Consider the following 17,036-nt stretch of genomic DNA (forward strand, 5'->3'; position numbering starts at 1 on the left):
GGTTTTTTGTCAGTTATTGTAGAATTCCTATTTATATAATTTTATAAAGATACTAAGGAGTCTAGTCGTGTATATATCAAAATTGAGTGTTAAAAACTATAGGAATTTTGGTGAAACTGAATTTTCTATTCCACTGAAACCTTTTACCGCTATTATCGGAGAGAATAATATCGGAAAGTCCAATTTAATTGATTGTATTGGTTTGGTATTGAGCCAAGATATTACTATGTTTAAGAAGAGATTTTTGAACATTGATGATATAAATTCAATTACCAAGGAAAATTTTAAAAGGTCTATTGTAAAACTGATAGAGAATAAAATTATCGATGAATCAAAAATAAAGTTTCCTGATATAAGGGTAGAGTTGATTTTAGAAGGTTTAGACGAAGATCAACTTGCTGTTGTAGGAGATTGGTTTTTTGAAACCACCCTTACTAAAGCAAAGTTAACTTATTGGTCTAAGCCAAGGGGTGGATTTAAACGGCAAGAATGGATTGAAAGGCAGGTTTCTAATTTAAAGGAACTTGAAAGCGCTGGTAAGGTGAAAAGGGAAGAATTATATAAACATGTAGAGTTTCCAATTGACCAATATGAATATGTAATTTATGGCGGAAATAATCCTACAAATAAATGTGATCCATACTTTCTAAAAATGTTAAAACTAGAGGTTTTAGATGCTCTCCGTGATGCAAAAAAGGAATTGGTTGCAAATGGAGAATATAAATTATTGTATCGTATTTTAAATAAGAATTATGAAAATGATTTCATTGAAGTACAAACGATACTTGGTGAACTAAACCAAAAATTAAGTGAAAACAAAAAGTTAGAGTCTATTAAAAAAGAATTGACTACGTATTTAGATAAAGTGTCTTTATCTAATCCGTCAGAGTTAAATAGTATTGACTTTAATTTTTCTTCTCCAGAGGTTAATGAAATATTAAAGAAATTAAGTATTGTTTATGGGGAAAATCCGGTTTCAATTGAAAGAAATGGTTTAGGGAAAAATAATCTATTGTTTATATCACTTGTACTCTCACATTTAGCCTCACAGACTGATGATAAAACGAAATTAGCCTTCAGAGTTATAGGAATAGAGGAGCCTGAAGCACATTTGCATCCACATTTGCAAACTCATCTAGCAAAGAACTTAAGCAAGGTTAATAATTCTGGGAATGAAAAAGTTGTTAAGGAAGATACACAAATCATTGTTACTTCACATTCAACCAATATTACTACCTCAATTGATTTAAATAACCTAGTTATCCTTTATAAGGATAAAGGGAAGATAAATTATCACTATATTCTAGATGGTTTTTCCGATAAGAAGGAAGGACATGATCATATAAAATATTTAAAAAAATATCTCGATGCAACAAATTCATCTATGTTTTATGCAAGGAGACTTTTACTTGTTGAGGGGATCTCTGAACAAATTTTAGTTCCACTATTTTTTGAAATACAATACAAGCAAACATTAGAAAGTATTGGGGCTAACATTATTAATGTTAATGGAGTAGCATTTAAGCATTTTTTAGAAATAATAAAGAATGGATACTTCATTAAATGCGGTGTATTAACAGATAAGGACGAGGGTAAGAAAACGGAAAAAAGAGCAGAAAACTTGAAAGAACATTATAAGGTTAATGACAATGTTATTGCTGTTGAAATTAACGAAGACACATTTGAAAAAGAAATAATTAAGTTTAACAATAAGGACAAGGGTAAAGAATTGTTATTAAGGGTATTTAAGCAACTTCATCCAATAAAGTATAAAGAAGTTGAGAAAAAGTGGACGGAGCAAATAGATGTAGGTAGTTACTTTGAAAATATAGAAAATGATAAATCCGATTTTGCCTTCGCTTTACATGAAGAACTACTAAAAGATAATGAAGGCTTTACTATTCCTGATTATATAGTTGCTATCTTCAAGTTTATTATGGGGGAAGAAAATGAAGAAAAAACTAAATAACACATTGATAATTGCTGCTGCTGGATCAGGAAAAACCACCGAGTTAATAAAGCAAATAATTGAAAAATCAAGGGAATTACCGCCGGATAAGTTCTTGGCAGTGATAACGTATACTAATTCTGCGACCAATGAGATTTTAGAAAGGCTACAAAAAAATATCTCAGTACACCAGAATATCTTTGTTGGAACAATACATAGTTTTCTTATCAAATTTCTAATAAAGCCTTATGGAAAAGTTTTAGGTTTGGTACCAAATGAACTAATTATCACAGATTATGAAATTAGTGTTGGTAAGTCTTCCTCGAATCCGTTTGTGGAAAAAAACATTATAGTTAATCGACTTTCGGAGAAAGGTGTTTTGACATATGATTATATAATTACTCTTTCAAAGAAAATTTTAGATAACGAAAATGTAAAAAAGCGTTTTTGTAACCGAATTAGATATCTATTTGTAGACGAATTTCAGGATTCTACAAAAACACAGTTTGAGATTTTTGACACCCTTAGAAAAGGCAAGAATTCTGAAGTCATACTAGTTGGGGACCCCGAACAACGCATTATGAACTTTAAAAATAAGCCAAGAAAAGGGAGAAGTCCTTCAGGTGAAAAAAGTGTTCCTTTGCATCCGATTGATTCTTTACAAAAGAAAAAAATATATACTATTAGTAAATTGATGAGCAATTATAGATCTAGTGAAACGATAGTGAACTTCATTAATCAATTTCACTCTAGTATCCAACAAGAATGGGCAAATAAGAAAATTACTTCTAAAAACCCTGTAATGTTTATTCAATCTACCATATTGAAATCCATTATTTCTGATTTTAATAGTTTATGTATTAACAAAGCATATTGTGAATTTTTTCCTAAAACAAGATTTTTTTTGGCTCATGAAAATAAAGTTTATAACAATTATAGAAAAAATAATTTTGACAACAAGTCTAAAGAAAATTTGACATTATTTACGTGTATTTATGATTATTTATCGTCATTTTATAATATAAAAAAAGATAAGTTACATCAAATACTAGAAATGGAAGAAATTGAACTTAGGAAGAAATGTCTCTTAATATTTTATGAAATTAATTACAATTTAAACATTGATTTAGACGATTTTTCTAACTTTATAGAAACTACTTTTAGTCGTAAAAGGGTAGAAACAGGAGAGAAGGTTAGTTTTAAAATTAAAGAGAGAACTAAGAGATTAGTAGACGAACTCTCAAACAGAATCACTCCTGAAAAGGAGCATTTATCTATAGAATTAACTGAGTACAGGGATTCTTTTCTAACAATCCATAAATCAAAAGGTTTACAGGCTGATGCTGCATTAGTTGTCGCTAAAAATGAAAAAGAACTTTTAATGTGGCTAGAGAACGATAAAGAGAAACGACTAAGCGATCAACAAGATAAGTGTAGATTGGGGTATGTAGCATTTAGTCGACCAAAAGAGTTTCTCTGTATTGCGTGTCTTACACCTATAAGTGAACCCACACTGCAATTGCTAATTAAATTTAAGGTAAATATTTATTCTCCATTAGAAGAACAAGTACAAACTACACTTCAAACTTTATAATAACAATGGAATTTATAAAAAAATAAATACGAAAAAAAGGTATAGGTTAACTTTTTATTGAACCATAGAGAACTATAGAATTGTTAGGATTTAATTACCTTTAGTGTTTAATTCTAATAGTCTCTAATGGGCTAAAATCTTTTGTTCACACTTTCTTTCGGATGAATAAGGTGAAGAAACCAGATAATAATTGTCTGGTTTTTTCTATGTTATAAGCTAACAGATATCCCATTTAATAGATGGTATAAATAAGCCTTTAAAAGTCTTTGAAACAAAGATATAATACATAGTTCTATGAAAGGTTTAAAGAGGTAAATAACCTTTCTAAAAGAATGAAGGACCAATTGTGTTTCGTTTCAGACATACTTGATTCAGTGGTAGCATCAGTGGAGCGTTATACTTTTATAATATCTATTAATAAGTAATCCTCAGAACGTATATATACCTTTAAGATGTACTTTGAGGAAGATGCAAATAGTAATACCGCTACTTTTGAGAGAAATATTACAAAAGATAATAAATTACAGACATTTATGGATGTTTTTCTAAGTGAGTTTGTACTCGATCAGGAAAACCTAAAGGAAGTTATGAGCAGAGTTAAAATGATGCAAAATCGTTTAAACACAGATTAACTTCTATGTCTTTTTTTTTTGACCTTACTAATTAATATTATTACTTTATCATCTCAGTAAAAAAGGGTGGTTTTTTGTTTAAGGGATTCAATAGTATTCGGGAAAAGGTATTATTGTTATTTTTAATTTCAATAAAAATAATTCTGTGTAATCAACGCTGTTAAAATCCGTTATATCAACGTATTAAAAATTCCTCAAATTAACTTACAATGATTCTGACAACCTGAAAATGGAGTGTGAGACATGATCCGAAGTGAGGGATTTTTTATGATTCGTGAGTTAAGAAGCAAAGGATGGACCATCAGAGCCATCTCTGACGAGACGGGATATAATCATAAGACAATCCGAAAGTATTTGAATACATAAAAAGGAGATTGATTATGAAAAGAATGATTGGGAGATTCTCATTCGTTTTACTCACACTCGTCTTGATTGGTGTCATTGCGATTGTAGTGATCAAGCCAGGTGTATTTTCAACTAATCAACAGGCTGATGTATCGCTCGTCAAAGATCGACTCGTCGAATTGACGGAGTTGACAACGTTAAAGTATGAATACAGCAACGTCATTGTCAGTCGAAACACGACATCCGTATCGTTGATCGGATTAAAAGATGTCAAACTAGCGGAAGCAATCAAGCTGATTGAATACTCAGGATACCTCAAGGCGGGTACGGACCTCTCTAGCATGGAGGTCTCTTACAATGACACGACTGAGAAATTGACTGTCACTGTACTTCACTCAACCATTTTAGACAACGTAGCGAATACAGATGATGCTGTAGTGACAGATGTAAAAGGGACACTTTTTTCTGACTACCCCTCGCAATTGATTTTTGATGAAATCAATAAAGAGAAGGCAAAAATGGAAAAGACTAAGATTGAGCAAGGGTTGCTGACGAAGGCCGACGAGCGCATTGAAGAGTTCTTGACAGAGTTTTTAAAGAATAGCGGTTATGAAACGGTGGCAATCGAGTTCAAATAATCGTTGTATCATTATGATCTGATAGGTTGAGAAGATCGTGCCAGAAGTCTACGAGGCAGAACCACTCGACTTACAACTCGAATATGTTTTATCATCTCCTGAGACTGCATCATAACGATGTGGTCTTTTTCATACAAAAAATCGCTCAACTTCAAGCTTTATCTCCTATGAAGAATTGAGGATTTCGAAAAATTGTGATAGAATCACAAGGCAAATGATTATCATTATCAGTCGATAAGAATAGATGGAATCGAATAAGTTGGAGTGAATGTGAAAGGATGAATACAATGAGCACGCTTGAAGCATATAACATGGCATTTCGAAATGGATTGGAACTAGAGGATGATGTGGTCCTTGAAGAGATGAAGCTTGGGGAATCAACGGAGTGGGATTCGATTGGACATATGACCCTCATCGCCGAAATCGAGGATGCGTTTGACGTCTATATCGACTCGGATGAAATGACAGAATTTCATTCATATCAGTCTGGCATCGCGTTGTTGCAGCGCCTCGGTGTGGACATCCAGTCATGACGCTTTTTCAAATGCTCGAGCAGTTCGCGGATCGTGAGGCGGTCTCTGCAGATCGCTCTTATTCCTATAGAGAGATGCTGGAAGTCGGGGACTCGATTTGTGAGGAGGTCGGCGAACGGTCGCTCGTCTTCTGTTTATGTGCCAACCGAGTCGAGTCGATCTTCGGATATATCGGCTTTCTCCGTGGACGGGTCGTCCCGGTCTTGCTCGATGCAGATATTCCAGTGGACCAATTACAGAAATTGATGGAACGGTATCAACCGACTCACGTCTGGGCTCCTGAGACGAGGGAGGATTTGGCGAACTCGTTGGATGCCTTCTATGGCTATGGTGGCTACGCCTTATTTGAAACCGAAACAGCGGTTCGCCACCAACTTCATGAGGAGCTGGCCCTTCTGTTGACGACATCAGGGAGTACCGGAAGTCCGAAATTGGTGCGTCTCACGTATAACAATCTATCAGCTAACGCCACATCGATCATCGACTATCTCGACATCGATCAAACGGATAAACCAATCACGACCCTTCCGATGAACTATTCGTATGGACTCTCCATCATCAACAGTCATCTGTTGAAAGGAGCGACCCTCATCCTGACAGACCGCTCGATCGTTCAAAAGGAGTTTTGGGAGCTGTGTCGTGCCGAGCAGGCGACGACGTTTGGTGGGGTCCCGTTTCATTATGAGATGTTGAAACGATTGAAGTTTGAGACGTATGATCTCCCAAGTCTGAAGAAGTTGACGCAAGCCGGTGGCAAGTTGGACCCGGCACTTGCGCAGCACTTCGCAACAGTATGTGCAGAGAAAGGGATTCAATTTTTCATCATGTACGGTCAGACGGAGGCGACGGCCCGGATGTCGTATTTACCAGATCGGATGCATGCGAAAAAAGAAGGAAGCATCGGAATTGCCATCCCTGGTGGAACGCTCACGTTGCGTGACGAATCCGGAAATGACATCAAAGAGGCGAATGTGACAGGCGAGTTGGTATATCAAGGCGACAACGTGTCGTTTGGGTACGCGACCTCGTTAGCTGACCTTTCAAAAGGTGATGACAATCAAGGCGTCTTGCGTACGGGTGACATGGCGTATCGCGACGAGGATGGATATTTCTTCATCGTCGGCCGAATCAAGCGCATGATCAAACTGTATGGCAGTCGAATCAGCCTAGACGAAGTCGAGGCCCTCCTTCGAGAGCATGGACATGATTGCGTCTGTGCCGGGGAAGACGACCAGTTATACGTGTATACGTTACAAGATGACGTCGCACGCATTCAAAAAATCATCAAAGAACAAATCAAGGTGAAAGGTGTTCGGGTGATGCAGATTGACGAGATTCCGCGGAATGCATTCGGAAAGATTCGTTATGCTGCATTGCCGAAGCGAGAACTTGTGACCACCTGATTGTCAGGAATCGGTACATCGTCAAGTTTCATAACATCAGGTGGTAAATATGACTTTTATTTCGATTGAATTTCTCTTATTTTTAACCCTCATCGTTGGAGCGTACTATATGGTTCCACATCGGTACCGTTGGGTGCTCCTTTTGTTGGCGAGCTATGTCTTTTACGCCACGTTGAGCGTCCAATTCATTCCGCTCCTATTGATCAGTACCGCCTTCACCTATGTGATTGGAATTCTGATTGAGAAACAGGAGAAGAAGGAGCAGAAAAAACGGCTCATGTGGGTCGGTGTCTCCGTGCTCGTCTTCTTCCTCGGATGGTTCAAATATTTTAATTTCGTCAATGATTCGCTCCGTTCGTTCGCCACATGGAGCGGATTCGATTATGACGTCCCGTATAAAGAAATCGTGTTGCCGTTGGCCATCTCGTTTTATACGTTCCAAGCCATCAGTTATGTCGTGGACGTCTCGCGAGGGAAGCAAAAAGCAGAGCGTCATTACGGCTATTTCTCGGTCTATTTCGCCTTCTTCCCGCAACTTGTGGCGGGTCCGATTGAGCGGGCGAAAAAGCTGCTTCCGCAACTGAAGACGGAGCAGCATCTCGACTACGACAATATCAGCTATGGGACTCAACGCATCATTTGGGGATTCTTCAAGAAGACATTGATCGCTGACCGATTGGCACCGATTGTCGCAAGTGTATTCAATAGCCCGGACCCGACTGGTTCGGAGATTGTACTCGCAACGATGTTGTTCTCGATTCAATTGTTCGCGGACTTCTCGGCATGCAGTGACATCGCCATCGGCTGTGCAAGATTGCTCGGGATTCGTTTATCGGAAAACTTCAAGCAGCCGCACTTCGCCGTATCAATCGCCGACTTCTGGAATCGCTGGCATATCACGCTTTCGATGTGGCTACGGGATTATATCTTCATGCCGCTCGCAAAAGGAAAGAAGAAGCGCGAACAGATTTATGGTGCCATCCTTGCGACGTTTTTAGTGAGTGGGATTTGGCACGGAGCCGCATGGAACTTCGTCTTATGGGGACTCATTCATGGAATCTATCGCGTGTTCGGAGACCATACGAAACAACAACGTGAAAAAATGGCGTCATGGGTCGGATTTGACCGCGTTCCGACACTGCATCGGTGGTGGAAAATCGCCATCACGTTCCAGCTCGTCTGTTTCTCACGGGTCTTCTTCCAGTCGCATTCGATGGCAGAGGCGTTCTCGCACGCTAAACTATATGTGACACCTTCGTCATGGGCACCGTCAGGCATGATGCAGGCGGTTCAAATGTTCTCATTGCTCGATTTGATCATCTTCCTCGTCGTCTTTGTCGTCGTTCATCTGTTCCAACATATTGAACGGACGAGAGGATCGGCTTGGGATTGGATGGCACGTCAGTCTGCGGTGACGAGCGTGGCCATCAACTTGTTCTTGATTGTCTCGGCGTTCTTATTTGGCGTGTCGAGCCAAGGATTTGTATACGGTGGGTTCTAAGATGGATGGAAAGGAATTAGCATGAAGCGTTTAGGAATCAAAATAGGTGTCGTATTACTCGTCATCATCGCAATCTTCATTCCCGTCAACGAGTTCGTGAAAGAGTCGTGGGAATATAATAATAACCGAGCTGTCCTTGCCTTCAAGGAAGACCCTCAACCGGTCGACATCATCAATCTCGGAACGTCCCATGCGATGTATGGGTATTCATTCAAGTCGCTTGGATTGTCGCATCTGGATTTGGCGTTACCGAGTCAGCCGATCGAATATGATTTGAAGATGTTGAAAGAATACGATGAACATCTGAAGCCAGGTGGGGTCGTGATTGTGTCGTTATCACAAATCACCTTCAGCAATTCGGACGTCGGACGGAAAGAAAACTACTATCGTGTCTTAGACCGTGAAGACATCGAACCGGTCAGCCTGTTTCAATATTATACGCACGAACAGTTCCCTGCATTGAACAGTGGGAGTGCCTACGCCGCCATTTCCCGGGAAATCCGAGATTTCCGCTTCGATGCGCATAAGCCATGGGAGAATGGGGGGCTGAACTATTCCGAGCGTAAGTATGAGGAAGTCGCCGCCCAATACGAGAATGCCGTGAACAATCACGAGATTGAAGAGAATATGGCATATTTACAAGACATCATCGATTATTGCGAGAAGCAAGGCTATCGCGTCGTCTTGGCGATGGAGCCGGTCCATGCCTCATATCATACGTATTTTGATGAAGACGTCATGGAACGCCTCGTGTTTCAGCATTTAGAAAAATTGGATATTGATGTTCCATTCCTCAACTACATGGGGGACGAACGATTCATTCACAAACAATCCTTCTTCCATAACCCGGACCATTTGAATGGGGACGGGCGGAAGTTATTGTCTACGCTTGTCTATGAAGATTTGAAGCGGTTGGGGTATATTCAAGATGAAGATGATAATATGGAACGGGAGTGATTCCAATCGAAACAATCTATTTAGCAGGAGGATGTCTATGGGGCGTTCAAGAATTTGTGAGGACCTTACCTGGCGTCCTTTCAACTGAAGCGGGACGTGCGAACGGAACGACGGACACGTTGGACGGGGAATATGACGGATACGCGGAGTGCGTCAAAACGACATTCGATCCGAATGTGGTGACAGTTGAGGATTTGATGGGCTACTTATTCGAAATCATCGACCCATACAGCATCAATCAACAAGGAATCGATGTCGGGGAGAAGTATCGGACGGGCGTCTACAGCGAGGAGTCACGACATTTGATGGAGGCGCAGGCGTTCATTGATCGACGCTCGGATGCGAAGCGGATTGCTGTTGAAGTCAAGCCGCTCACGAACTATGTGCGAAGTGCGGACGAGCATCAGGACCGCCTGACACGTTGTCCGGATGATTATTGCCATATTCCGAAAGACTTATTAACAAAATATCAGAACGTATCATCATCAAAGCGTCTCTTCTGAGATGCTTTTTTTCATTTTTTCCCAAATGAGTAAAGCTAAATGGATGCGTTTCATGTCTAATAAGTGTAAGGGAAAAAACGAAAAGGGGGGACGTTCGATGAAACGTCTCATTCAGAAAGCGCAACGAGGTAATGATCAAGCTTTCTTAAAGATCTTTCAGCATTACGAGACCGACCTATATCGGATGGCCTATGTATACGTCAAAAATCCGGATGATGCGCTCGACGTCGTGCAAGAAGTCGCCTATCAAGCCTTTAAAAAAATCGGAACGTTACGGGAACCGCAATTTTTGAAGACGTGGCTGATGAAAATTGCCATCAACTGTGCGCTCGATGTCATGAAGAAGAGGCAAAATGTGATTCATTTAAAGCCGGAGTTTGAAGAGTCAATCGGAAGTACGGAAACAGATTACGCGATAACGATGACACTCGCCGACATGATGGATTCCCTTCATGAGGATGAACGAAGCGTGGTCGTGTTGAAATATTATCAGGACTACACGTTTCAACAAATCTCAGATTTATTGGAATGGCCGATTGGGACGGTGAAGACAACCTTATATCGAGCTGTCGATAAATTGAGACGAGAATGGAAGGAGGCCGATTGCTATGGATCGTGAGATGAAACGGATGTTGGCGGACATCGAAATTCCAAGTGAACTGCGTGAACGCAGCCGACAAGGTGTGAAGCGAGCGAAACAAGAGATGCGCCGGGAACCAGGATTTATCCGTCGACGGTTGATGACGGTCGGAATTGCGGCAGCACTCCTTATTCCGACAGGTGCCTTCGCCTATCAATCCCTCTTGGCAGATGAGTTATACGGTTCATTTGACGAGATGAAAGTACATATCGTCAGCGCCACTTTAGAGAAATATTTGTTATTGGACGCCAAATTGAATCAAGCGAAAGGGGTACTCGGTGAGGCAGAGTATGAGGAGTTCAAGCAAGGTCTAAGTGTCTTCACGGATACGCGAATCGCCTATGGAAATGCGAACGGAAATGTCGATTATGAAGCGATTCCGAAGGCGGAACGATTGGAAGTGAAGCAAGCACTCTTTGATCTTCAACCATACTTCGATCAATTGAACGATCAGCCTGCTGCACGTGATGTGTTGACGGCTGACGAATATGACGCGTACATCGAAGCACTCATGCAAGAAGAGTCGATTCGAGTACGTGCTGGTGAGTACGTCGAAGATATGCCAGATGAATTGCGACAGTCTTACGAAGAGGCGCTTGCGATTATTCGAGAGGTCGATCGGAAGCAGCAACAAAACTAAATATTCTGCATAAAAAGTAAAAGAAGGAGTCGGTCACTCAAATCGAGTGATAGACTCCTTCTTTTTACGTCCGTTCGAGAACATTCACGAGCATCTGATGGATAACGTCATGATCATTCGGGTCATGCAGCTGATAGGGACTCCCCGGGAGCGTGTATACATCTTTTGCCCCGACGTACGTGATGTGGAGTGTCAAGGAACCATCTTCCTGACACGCCGTCGTCAGTTCCAACTCACCACTGATGACACCGACTTCCTCCGTCATGACACCGTGGGTTGCCTTAAAGATTGAAGTGATTTCGTTCATTCGAAGACTCCTTTTCTCACTCAGTAACTGCAAGCATTGATGGCTGTCGTGAGTGCTGACTTCTCTGCGGATTGAAGGCTCAAGCCCCAGCGACTCTTCGTCTCGACCCACATCTTCGCATACGCACAACGCGCACCCGTGCGAGGAGGTTGCCATGTCGATGGATCTTGGTCTCCTTTTGAGCGGTTCGATGAAGCAGAAACCGCGATCAACTGAGGACCGTTCAAGTCGTTTGCAAAGCTTTGACGTTTTGTTGTCGTCCAGCTGCTTGCACCAGAGCGCCATGCTTCGGCGAGCGGGACGACGTGATCGATATCGATGTCAGATGCTGATGTGAACGTCAATCCGTCATAGTAACTGTACCATGAGCCGGTCGTTACCGGACATTGATCGACGACCGAGTCAGCGTCTCGTTTCAAGACGATGTGACGTGTGTTACAACCATTTCCTTGACTTGACCAGTGTGGGAAGAGGTCGCGGCTATAGCCCGTCATCGATCCTTCATTTTTGACGGTGAGTGCGTTCAGTTTCGTGAGCGCGTCCGCTTTCGATGGGATGTTCGGTGGGAATGCAGAGACCGGTGTCGCGTCAAACGACGCGGAGATCCATACGAGCAATGTGACAAGTGCGACAGACATGAGTTTCTTCAACATAAAAAGCCTCCTACTATGTATTTGGAATGAACACTTGTCGAGCAAGTGGGCAACCTTTCATCAAACAACTAGTGAGACAAACATCACGCAATAAATCCAACTTGATCATACACAGGACGATTTTGAAAAAGTGTGAAAATCTGCAAAATGATTAGAAAGACTATCACAAATCCTTCTCCAGTATCAGCAAGGGACATGGTGTTATTTCTTTGGAACTAGTAACCGATCAGGACTGGTATAATGGGTGACATGGATGGAGAGAAAAGAAGAGGTGGATGGAATGAACAAGAAAGAGATTGCGGCGATTCGCCGACAGTTTAAAGTGAATGCGACAAAGCTAAAGATTGCTGACTTATATACGATTTACATCCGGCAGGAAACGAATGAGATTTATTACGAAGAGTTGCGTCCATTCCCGTTCTTAGAAGAAGAGCAGCAAGAACTGTTTTTGACGAACTTCAAAAAAGTGCTCGGTGGGAAACTCGATGAAAAGTTATTCGAAGTGAAGTTCCAATATCCTGAGGAAGGTCAAGTCGACCACACGCAAGGGTTGCTTTATGAAGGACTTCGTACGGAAGAGACCGACGTCTGGACGGACTATATGCAGCGCATCGCGTTGAAGATGGTAAAGGATACACCGTTTGAGAAAGATATGGTCGTGACGTTCATCCGGGGGAATTACAATAAGCCGACGAACCGATACTCGGAAGAGTCTGAGATTCACGCGAACGATGAAGTGTATACAACGAAGTTCATCCTCGGCAGCATCAGCCCGACAGAACTTCCGAAAAAGTCACTCGTCTTTGACTTCGTCGAGCGTGAATTCAAAGCCAGCTTGATTGTAAATCCAATTATCAAACTCGAGGCGCCAATCGGCGGATTCTTGTTCCCATGCTTCACGGATAACGCGGCCGATGTGAACCATGTCCTCTATTCGGCACATAGAGCGCATCAACCGGATATGACGTTCATTGAGAACGTGTTGAACGGTTCGGAGATCGTCACGGCAGTGGAAGAGAAGGCAGTCTTCGAAGAAGTGGTCAAAGCGGTCATCGGCGAAGAAGTCAATTCACGGACGCTCGCGACCGTTTACGATGAGATCAATCAAATCATTGTCGCGGAAGAAGAGAACGAACGGGAAGAAGAGCGGGTAGCGATGCTCGACTCTCGTGCGGTCGAGATCGTCCTACGGGCAAGCGGTGTGGAAGATGTGACGACGGAGAAGGTCGAGCAGGCGTTCAAGCAAGTCGTCGACGATACGAAATATGAAATGAAAGCGACGAGTGTCGTTCCGAAGTATACGTCAAAATCAATCAAGATCAATACAAAGGTCGCCAATATCTCGGTCAGTCCTCAAGACTTGAAATACGTGAAGCAAGTGAACTATAAGGGGAAACCGTGCTTGCTGATTGAAGTGGAAGAGGAGACGGAGATTGAAGGGTTCAAACTCATCTCGGAGGAGTCGCTAGACTAATCGAGTATGTTGTAGTGTTCATGAGTGAACGTTCAAGCTAAGAGTCCAAGGTGTAAACATTGGGCTCTATCTTTGTTAATTTTCAGAGTATTTCGTGTGCGCTCCGACACCTATATGGTAACATAAGGTAATCGGATATTAACTTAAAGGTGGATAATTATGAAAAATTTATCAGCTGTGATTTTATTGTGTTCCTCTCTATGGATGGGTATTTATTTATATGGAGAATATGCTATTAGTTCTGTTAAATTTGATATTTCTTTAGTGACATTTCCGGTAGCGCTTTTTATATTGTCTATCGTATTCTTTTTATCTCCTAAAGAAGGTTTTCAATCTAAAGAACATAAATTGAATGATTGATTAAGAATTCAGAAAAACTCAATCATCTATTGAAAAACAATAGAAAAGAGCATAAGGGTAAACTGCTATCACTTTCTGTGATAGACCAGGCAGGGCCTGGAGGATTCGTGATATCGTCAAAACTCCAGAAACGGCACGAAATGGGCCACTTTTTTGATTCGTCGTTCGCAACGTACTGAACAGGAAGGGAGAAATTAATCTCCCCTTTTTTATTGGTTTTTACATATCAGAGTTCTGCACTCGCTCTTAAAACGAGTAGGTTCATCTAGCTGATGCAACGAAGTAGATCGGTCACCAATGCGGTTCCAGCATGTGAGTGAGGAAGGTTGAATTCAATCTTTGATACAGGTATGATACAGGTGAAAACGTTTTCTAAAAGCCATATTTTTTTAGTGTTCATCAAAAGCGCTTTCGTTATTGGTGAGATAACAAAAAACCTCAAAGACGAACATCATCTTTGAGGCGAAATAATCATTATTTACGGGCTTTACTGACTTTGAGTTTCTTCCCTTTGACAGGCGTTGTCTCCATCGCTTGAAGAACGATCGAACCTTTTCCGTTCAGAATATCGACGTACGTCATCTGATCGTTGATCGTGATGATTCCGATGTCGTCAGCGGATACGCCAGGAATTTTGGCGATCGTTCCGACGAAGTCGACGGCGCGAAGTTTTTTCTTCTTCCCGCCACTGAAGTGAAGCTTCATGATGTCCTGGTTAATACGAGCCGTCTTGTTGTTTCGAACGACACGTCGTCCGCTCAACTTCTGCTCAAAGGCATCTTGGTTAGCCGCGACTTCCGCTTCCGTCGGCGCATCGATCATCGGAATCTCGAATTGAACGTATGATTCAATCGCGTTAATGAGACGTTCTTCCTGACGGGTCATGAGCGTGATCGCTGTCCCTTGTTTGCCGGCACGTCCGGTACGACCTGTACGGTGGACGTAACTTTCCTTTTCGACAGGAACATCATAGTTGATAACGAGTTCGACGTTGTCGACATCGATTCCACGTGCTGCGACGTCTGTTGCCACGAGGTAGCGGAAGTTACCCATCTTGAATCCGTTCATGACGGCGAAACGGTCCTCTTGTTCGAGTCCGCCGTGAAGGCGTTCAGCCGAGTAACCGGCTTTGTCGAGCTCGGCGTACACCGTGTCGACGTTCTCTTTCGTCCGGCAGAAAATCATACAGCTGTCCGGGTTCTCGACGACTGTGATGTCTTGAAGCACAGCCAGTTTCTCGTTCCGGTGAACCGGGAGGAGACGGTGCTCGATTGTCGAAGCAGTCATGCCTGTCGATTCGATCGCGACACGTGCCGGAGCATTCATATGCTTTTGGCAAAGACGTTCGATATCTTGTGGGAATGTTGCGGAGAAGACCATCGTGACGCGGTCTTTCGGCAACTGTTGAAGAATCTTCTCAACGTCAGCGAGGAAGCCGCGGTTGAGCATCTCGTCCGCTTCATCGATGATCAAGTATTCGACGCGGTCGAGTGAGAGGGTCTCACGCTCGATATGGTCCATGACGCGACCTGGCGTACCGACGACGATATGTGTCTTTTGTTTCAACTCTTCACGCTGTTTCGAGAACGGTTCTTTCCCGTAGACGGCAGTCGCTTTGATTCGTTTGAAACGTCCGATGTTCGTCATGTCTTCCCGTACTTGAACGGCGAGTTCGCGTGTCGGTGTCAAGACGAGCACTTGGGGTTTATTTTCGGCCCAGTCGATGAGCTCGATGACCGGAATCCCGAAAGCAGCTGTCTTTCCACTTCCGGTCTGTGCTTTGACGATTAAGTCTTCGCGCTCGAGCGCACGTGGGATGACCTGCTGTTGTACCTCAGTCGGTGATTCGTATTTCATAATGCCTAGCGCGCGGGTAATCTCGTCGCTCAGGCGATAATCAGTAAATTGCTGTTTGTTCATGGGTAACCTCATTCTTTCGTGAAAACTTCTGCTTCAGAAAATTTCAATATCTATTTGCAATACCCCTCATTATACATGAAAGCGAGTCATAAGTCGTTCGAAGGTCAATATTCATTTTTACAAGGTGAATGAACAGAGTAGAGTTTCATTTTTTAAAAATTGTGGGTGATCTTGCATAGACTGAAGAAACAGCATTTGAATTTTTTCGCGTGATGCTCGGATGCTCGTGGTATCGATTGTATGAGGGAACGCGTCTAGATAACTCTGAACAAATAAAGGTTGCAACGTATGGTATGCCTTAAATTGATGAGCTTTCTTTTCTTCTTTCAATGTCTGCACGAGGAGTGTCAGGGATCTTAACTCTTCAAGCATATTGAGCGCATAAATGAAGTTGTTTCGTTTTAGTTCTTTTTCTAGTGCGTGGCTCAGATAGAAAAATTCAAATGAGGGGTCTATATGGAATCGGTAAGGCGTTTCTTGATTTTGAAAAAGCTCATCCTCTTTTGTCATTTTTGCTAAAACTCTGTCGTCTTTGTCTAATATGACTCGCCATAAAGGAGAGCGAACCGTTAACTTTTCCAAAGGGACAATCGAAACATTGAACTCAAGCCCGTTTTTAAGAATTACGATGAGCAGAAACATATCAGACGAGAATTTTTTCTCTTTTACGATGATGTGATCAAGTGTTGAAAAATATGTAGCCAGTTCTTCTTTTACATCAGTTGAGCTAACGTGTGAGGAACTAGCAACCATCAAATCGATATCCGAGTAAATATCTTGGTATCCATTCACACCAGAACCTAGCTGAACCACGCCCTCTACATTAACGTTGTTTTGTAACTCTTGAATAAATTGAGTCAAATGTGCATCCCGAGTTTCTGCGCTATACATATAAATTCTCCTTTTTTAAAGATTAGTACCGTATTCTACCAGGTCAAGCAAATTCCTTTTTTGATTGATTATTTTTACGAAGGAGTGAAGTCAAATG

At 41.8% G+C, this 17,036-nt stretch carries 16 protein-coding genes; 12 read left to right on the plus strand and 4 right to left on the minus strand.

From position 1 onward, the window contains the following. Nucleotides 1–67 precede the first annotated feature (67 nt). The 10 genes from KNO66_RS10590 to KNO66_RS10635 all read left to right on the plus strand — a co-directional run bounded on the left by KNO66_RS10590 (nucleotide 68) and on the right by KNO66_RS10635 (nucleotide 11,334). Nucleotides 68–1,969, plus strand: a complete 1,902-nt coding sequence (locus KNO66_RS10590) for an ATP-dependent nuclease (protein WP_214742451.1) — start codon at nucleotides 68–70, stop codon at nucleotides 1,967–1,969. Further along, nucleotides 1,950–3,542, plus strand: a complete 1,593-nt coding sequence (locus tag KNO66_RS10595; RefSeq protein WP_214742452.1) for a UvrD-helicase domain-containing protein — start codon at nucleotides 1,950–1,952, stop codon at nucleotides 3,540–3,542. Before KNO66_RS10590 ends, KNO66_RS10595 begins: the two co-directional genes overlap by 20 nt. 1,012 nt (nucleotides 3,543–4,554) lie before the next feature. Further along, nucleotides 4,555–5,157, plus strand: a complete 603-nt coding sequence (locus KNO66_RS10600) for a DUF4230 domain-containing protein (RefSeq protein WP_214742453.1) — start codon at nucleotides 4,555–4,557, stop codon at nucleotides 5,155–5,157. Nucleotides 5,158–5,435: 278 nt separating this feature from the next. Next, complete coding sequence (locus KNO66_RS10605) at nucleotides 5,436–5,690, plus strand: acyl carrier protein (RefSeq protein WP_251024962.1); 255 nt, start codon at nucleotides 5,436–5,438, stop codon at nucleotides 5,688–5,690. Then, a complete protein-coding gene (locus KNO66_RS10610) occupies nucleotides 5,687–7,093 on the plus strand; it encodes an AMP-binding protein (protein ID WP_214742454.1) in 1,407 nt (468 codons plus the stop codon). Before KNO66_RS10605 ends, KNO66_RS10610 begins: the two co-directional genes overlap by 4 nt. A gap of 49 nt (nucleotides 7,094–7,142) precedes the next feature. Beyond that, entirely contained in the window at nucleotides 7,143–8,594 is a 1,452-nt protein-coding gene (locus KNO66_RS10615; protein WP_214742455.1) for an MBOAT family O-acyltransferase, read from the plus strand. Nucleotides 8,595–8,615: 21 nt separating this feature from the next. After that, complete coding sequence (locus KNO66_RS10620) at nucleotides 8,616–9,551, plus strand: hypothetical protein (RefSeq protein WP_214742456.1); 936 nt, start codon at nucleotides 8,616–8,618, stop codon at nucleotides 9,549–9,551. Between the two features lie 5 nt (nucleotides 9,552–9,556). Further along, entirely contained in the window at nucleotides 9,557–10,054 is a 498-nt protein-coding gene (locus KNO66_RS10625) for a peptide-methionine (S)-S-oxide reductase (protein WP_214742695.1), read from the plus strand. A 97-nt stretch (nucleotides 10,055–10,151) separates the two neighbouring features. Next, the gene (locus tag KNO66_RS10630; protein ID WP_214742457.1) at nucleotides 10,152–10,673 is read left to right on the plus strand and encodes a sigma-70 family RNA polymerase sigma factor; all 522 of its coding nucleotides are present in this window, start codon (nucleotides 10,152–10,154) and stop codon (nucleotides 10,671–10,673) included. Continuing rightward, nucleotides 10,663–11,334 (plus strand): DUF3600 domain-containing protein, encoded by a 672-nt coding sequence (locus KNO66_RS10635; RefSeq protein ID WP_214742458.1) that lies wholly within the window; start codon nucleotides 10,663–10,665, stop codon nucleotides 11,332–11,334. Before KNO66_RS10630 ends, KNO66_RS10635 begins: the two co-directional genes overlap by 11 nt. A gap of 64 nt (nucleotides 11,335–11,398) precedes the next feature. Here the strand turns inward: KNO66_RS10635 and KNO66_RS10640 are convergent, their stop codons facing one another. Together KNO66_RS10640 and KNO66_RS10645 are read right to left on the minus strand one after the other, a co-directional pair. Beyond that, a complete protein-coding gene (locus tag KNO66_RS10640) occupies nucleotides 11,399–11,641 on the minus strand; it encodes a hypothetical protein (RefSeq protein WP_214742459.1) in 243 nt (80 codons plus the stop codon). Between the two features lie 20 nt (nucleotides 11,642–11,661). Further along, nucleotides 11,662–12,294 (minus strand): HNH endonuclease family protein, encoded by a 633-nt coding sequence (locus tag KNO66_RS10645; protein ID WP_214742460.1) that lies wholly within the window; start codon nucleotides 12,292–12,294, stop codon nucleotides 11,662–11,664. A 280-nt stretch (nucleotides 12,295–12,574) separates the two neighbouring features. On the opposite strand from KNO66_RS10645, the gene KNO66_RS10650 reads away from it, so the two are divergent. Both KNO66_RS10650 and KNO66_RS10655 read left to right on the plus strand, forming a co-directional pair. Next, entirely contained in the window at nucleotides 12,575–13,768 is a 1,194-nt protein-coding gene (locus KNO66_RS10650; protein WP_214742696.1) for a DUF4317 domain-containing protein, read from the plus strand. A gap of 159 nt (nucleotides 13,769–13,927) precedes the next feature. Next, entirely contained in the window at nucleotides 13,928–14,128 is a 201-nt protein-coding gene (locus tag KNO66_RS10655) for a hypothetical protein (protein ID WP_214742461.1), read from the plus strand. 474 nt (nucleotides 14,129–14,602) lie between these two features. Here the strand turns inward: KNO66_RS10655 and KNO66_RS10660 are convergent, their stop codons facing one another. Both KNO66_RS10660 and KNO66_RS10665 read right to left on the minus strand, forming a co-directional pair. Next, the gene (locus KNO66_RS10660) at nucleotides 14,603–16,048 is read right to left on the minus strand and encodes a DEAD/DEAH box helicase (RefSeq protein ID WP_074035205.1); all 1,446 of its coding nucleotides are present in this window, start codon (nucleotides 16,046–16,048) and stop codon (nucleotides 14,603–14,605) included. A gap of 117 nt (nucleotides 16,049–16,165) precedes the next feature. Next, on the minus strand, nucleotides 16,166–16,939 hold the full coding sequence (locus tag KNO66_RS10665; protein WP_214742462.1) for an aminoglycoside 6-adenylyltransferase: 774 nt from the start codon (nucleotides 16,937–16,939) through the stop codon (nucleotides 16,166–16,168). Between the last annotated feature and the right edge of the window lie 97 nt (nucleotides 16,940–17,036).

The sequence above is a fragment of the Exiguobacterium sp. s48 genome (assembly GCF_018617395.1).
Taxonomy (GTDB): domain Bacteria; phylum Bacillota; class Bacilli; order Exiguobacteriales; family Exiguobacteriaceae; genus Exiguobacterium.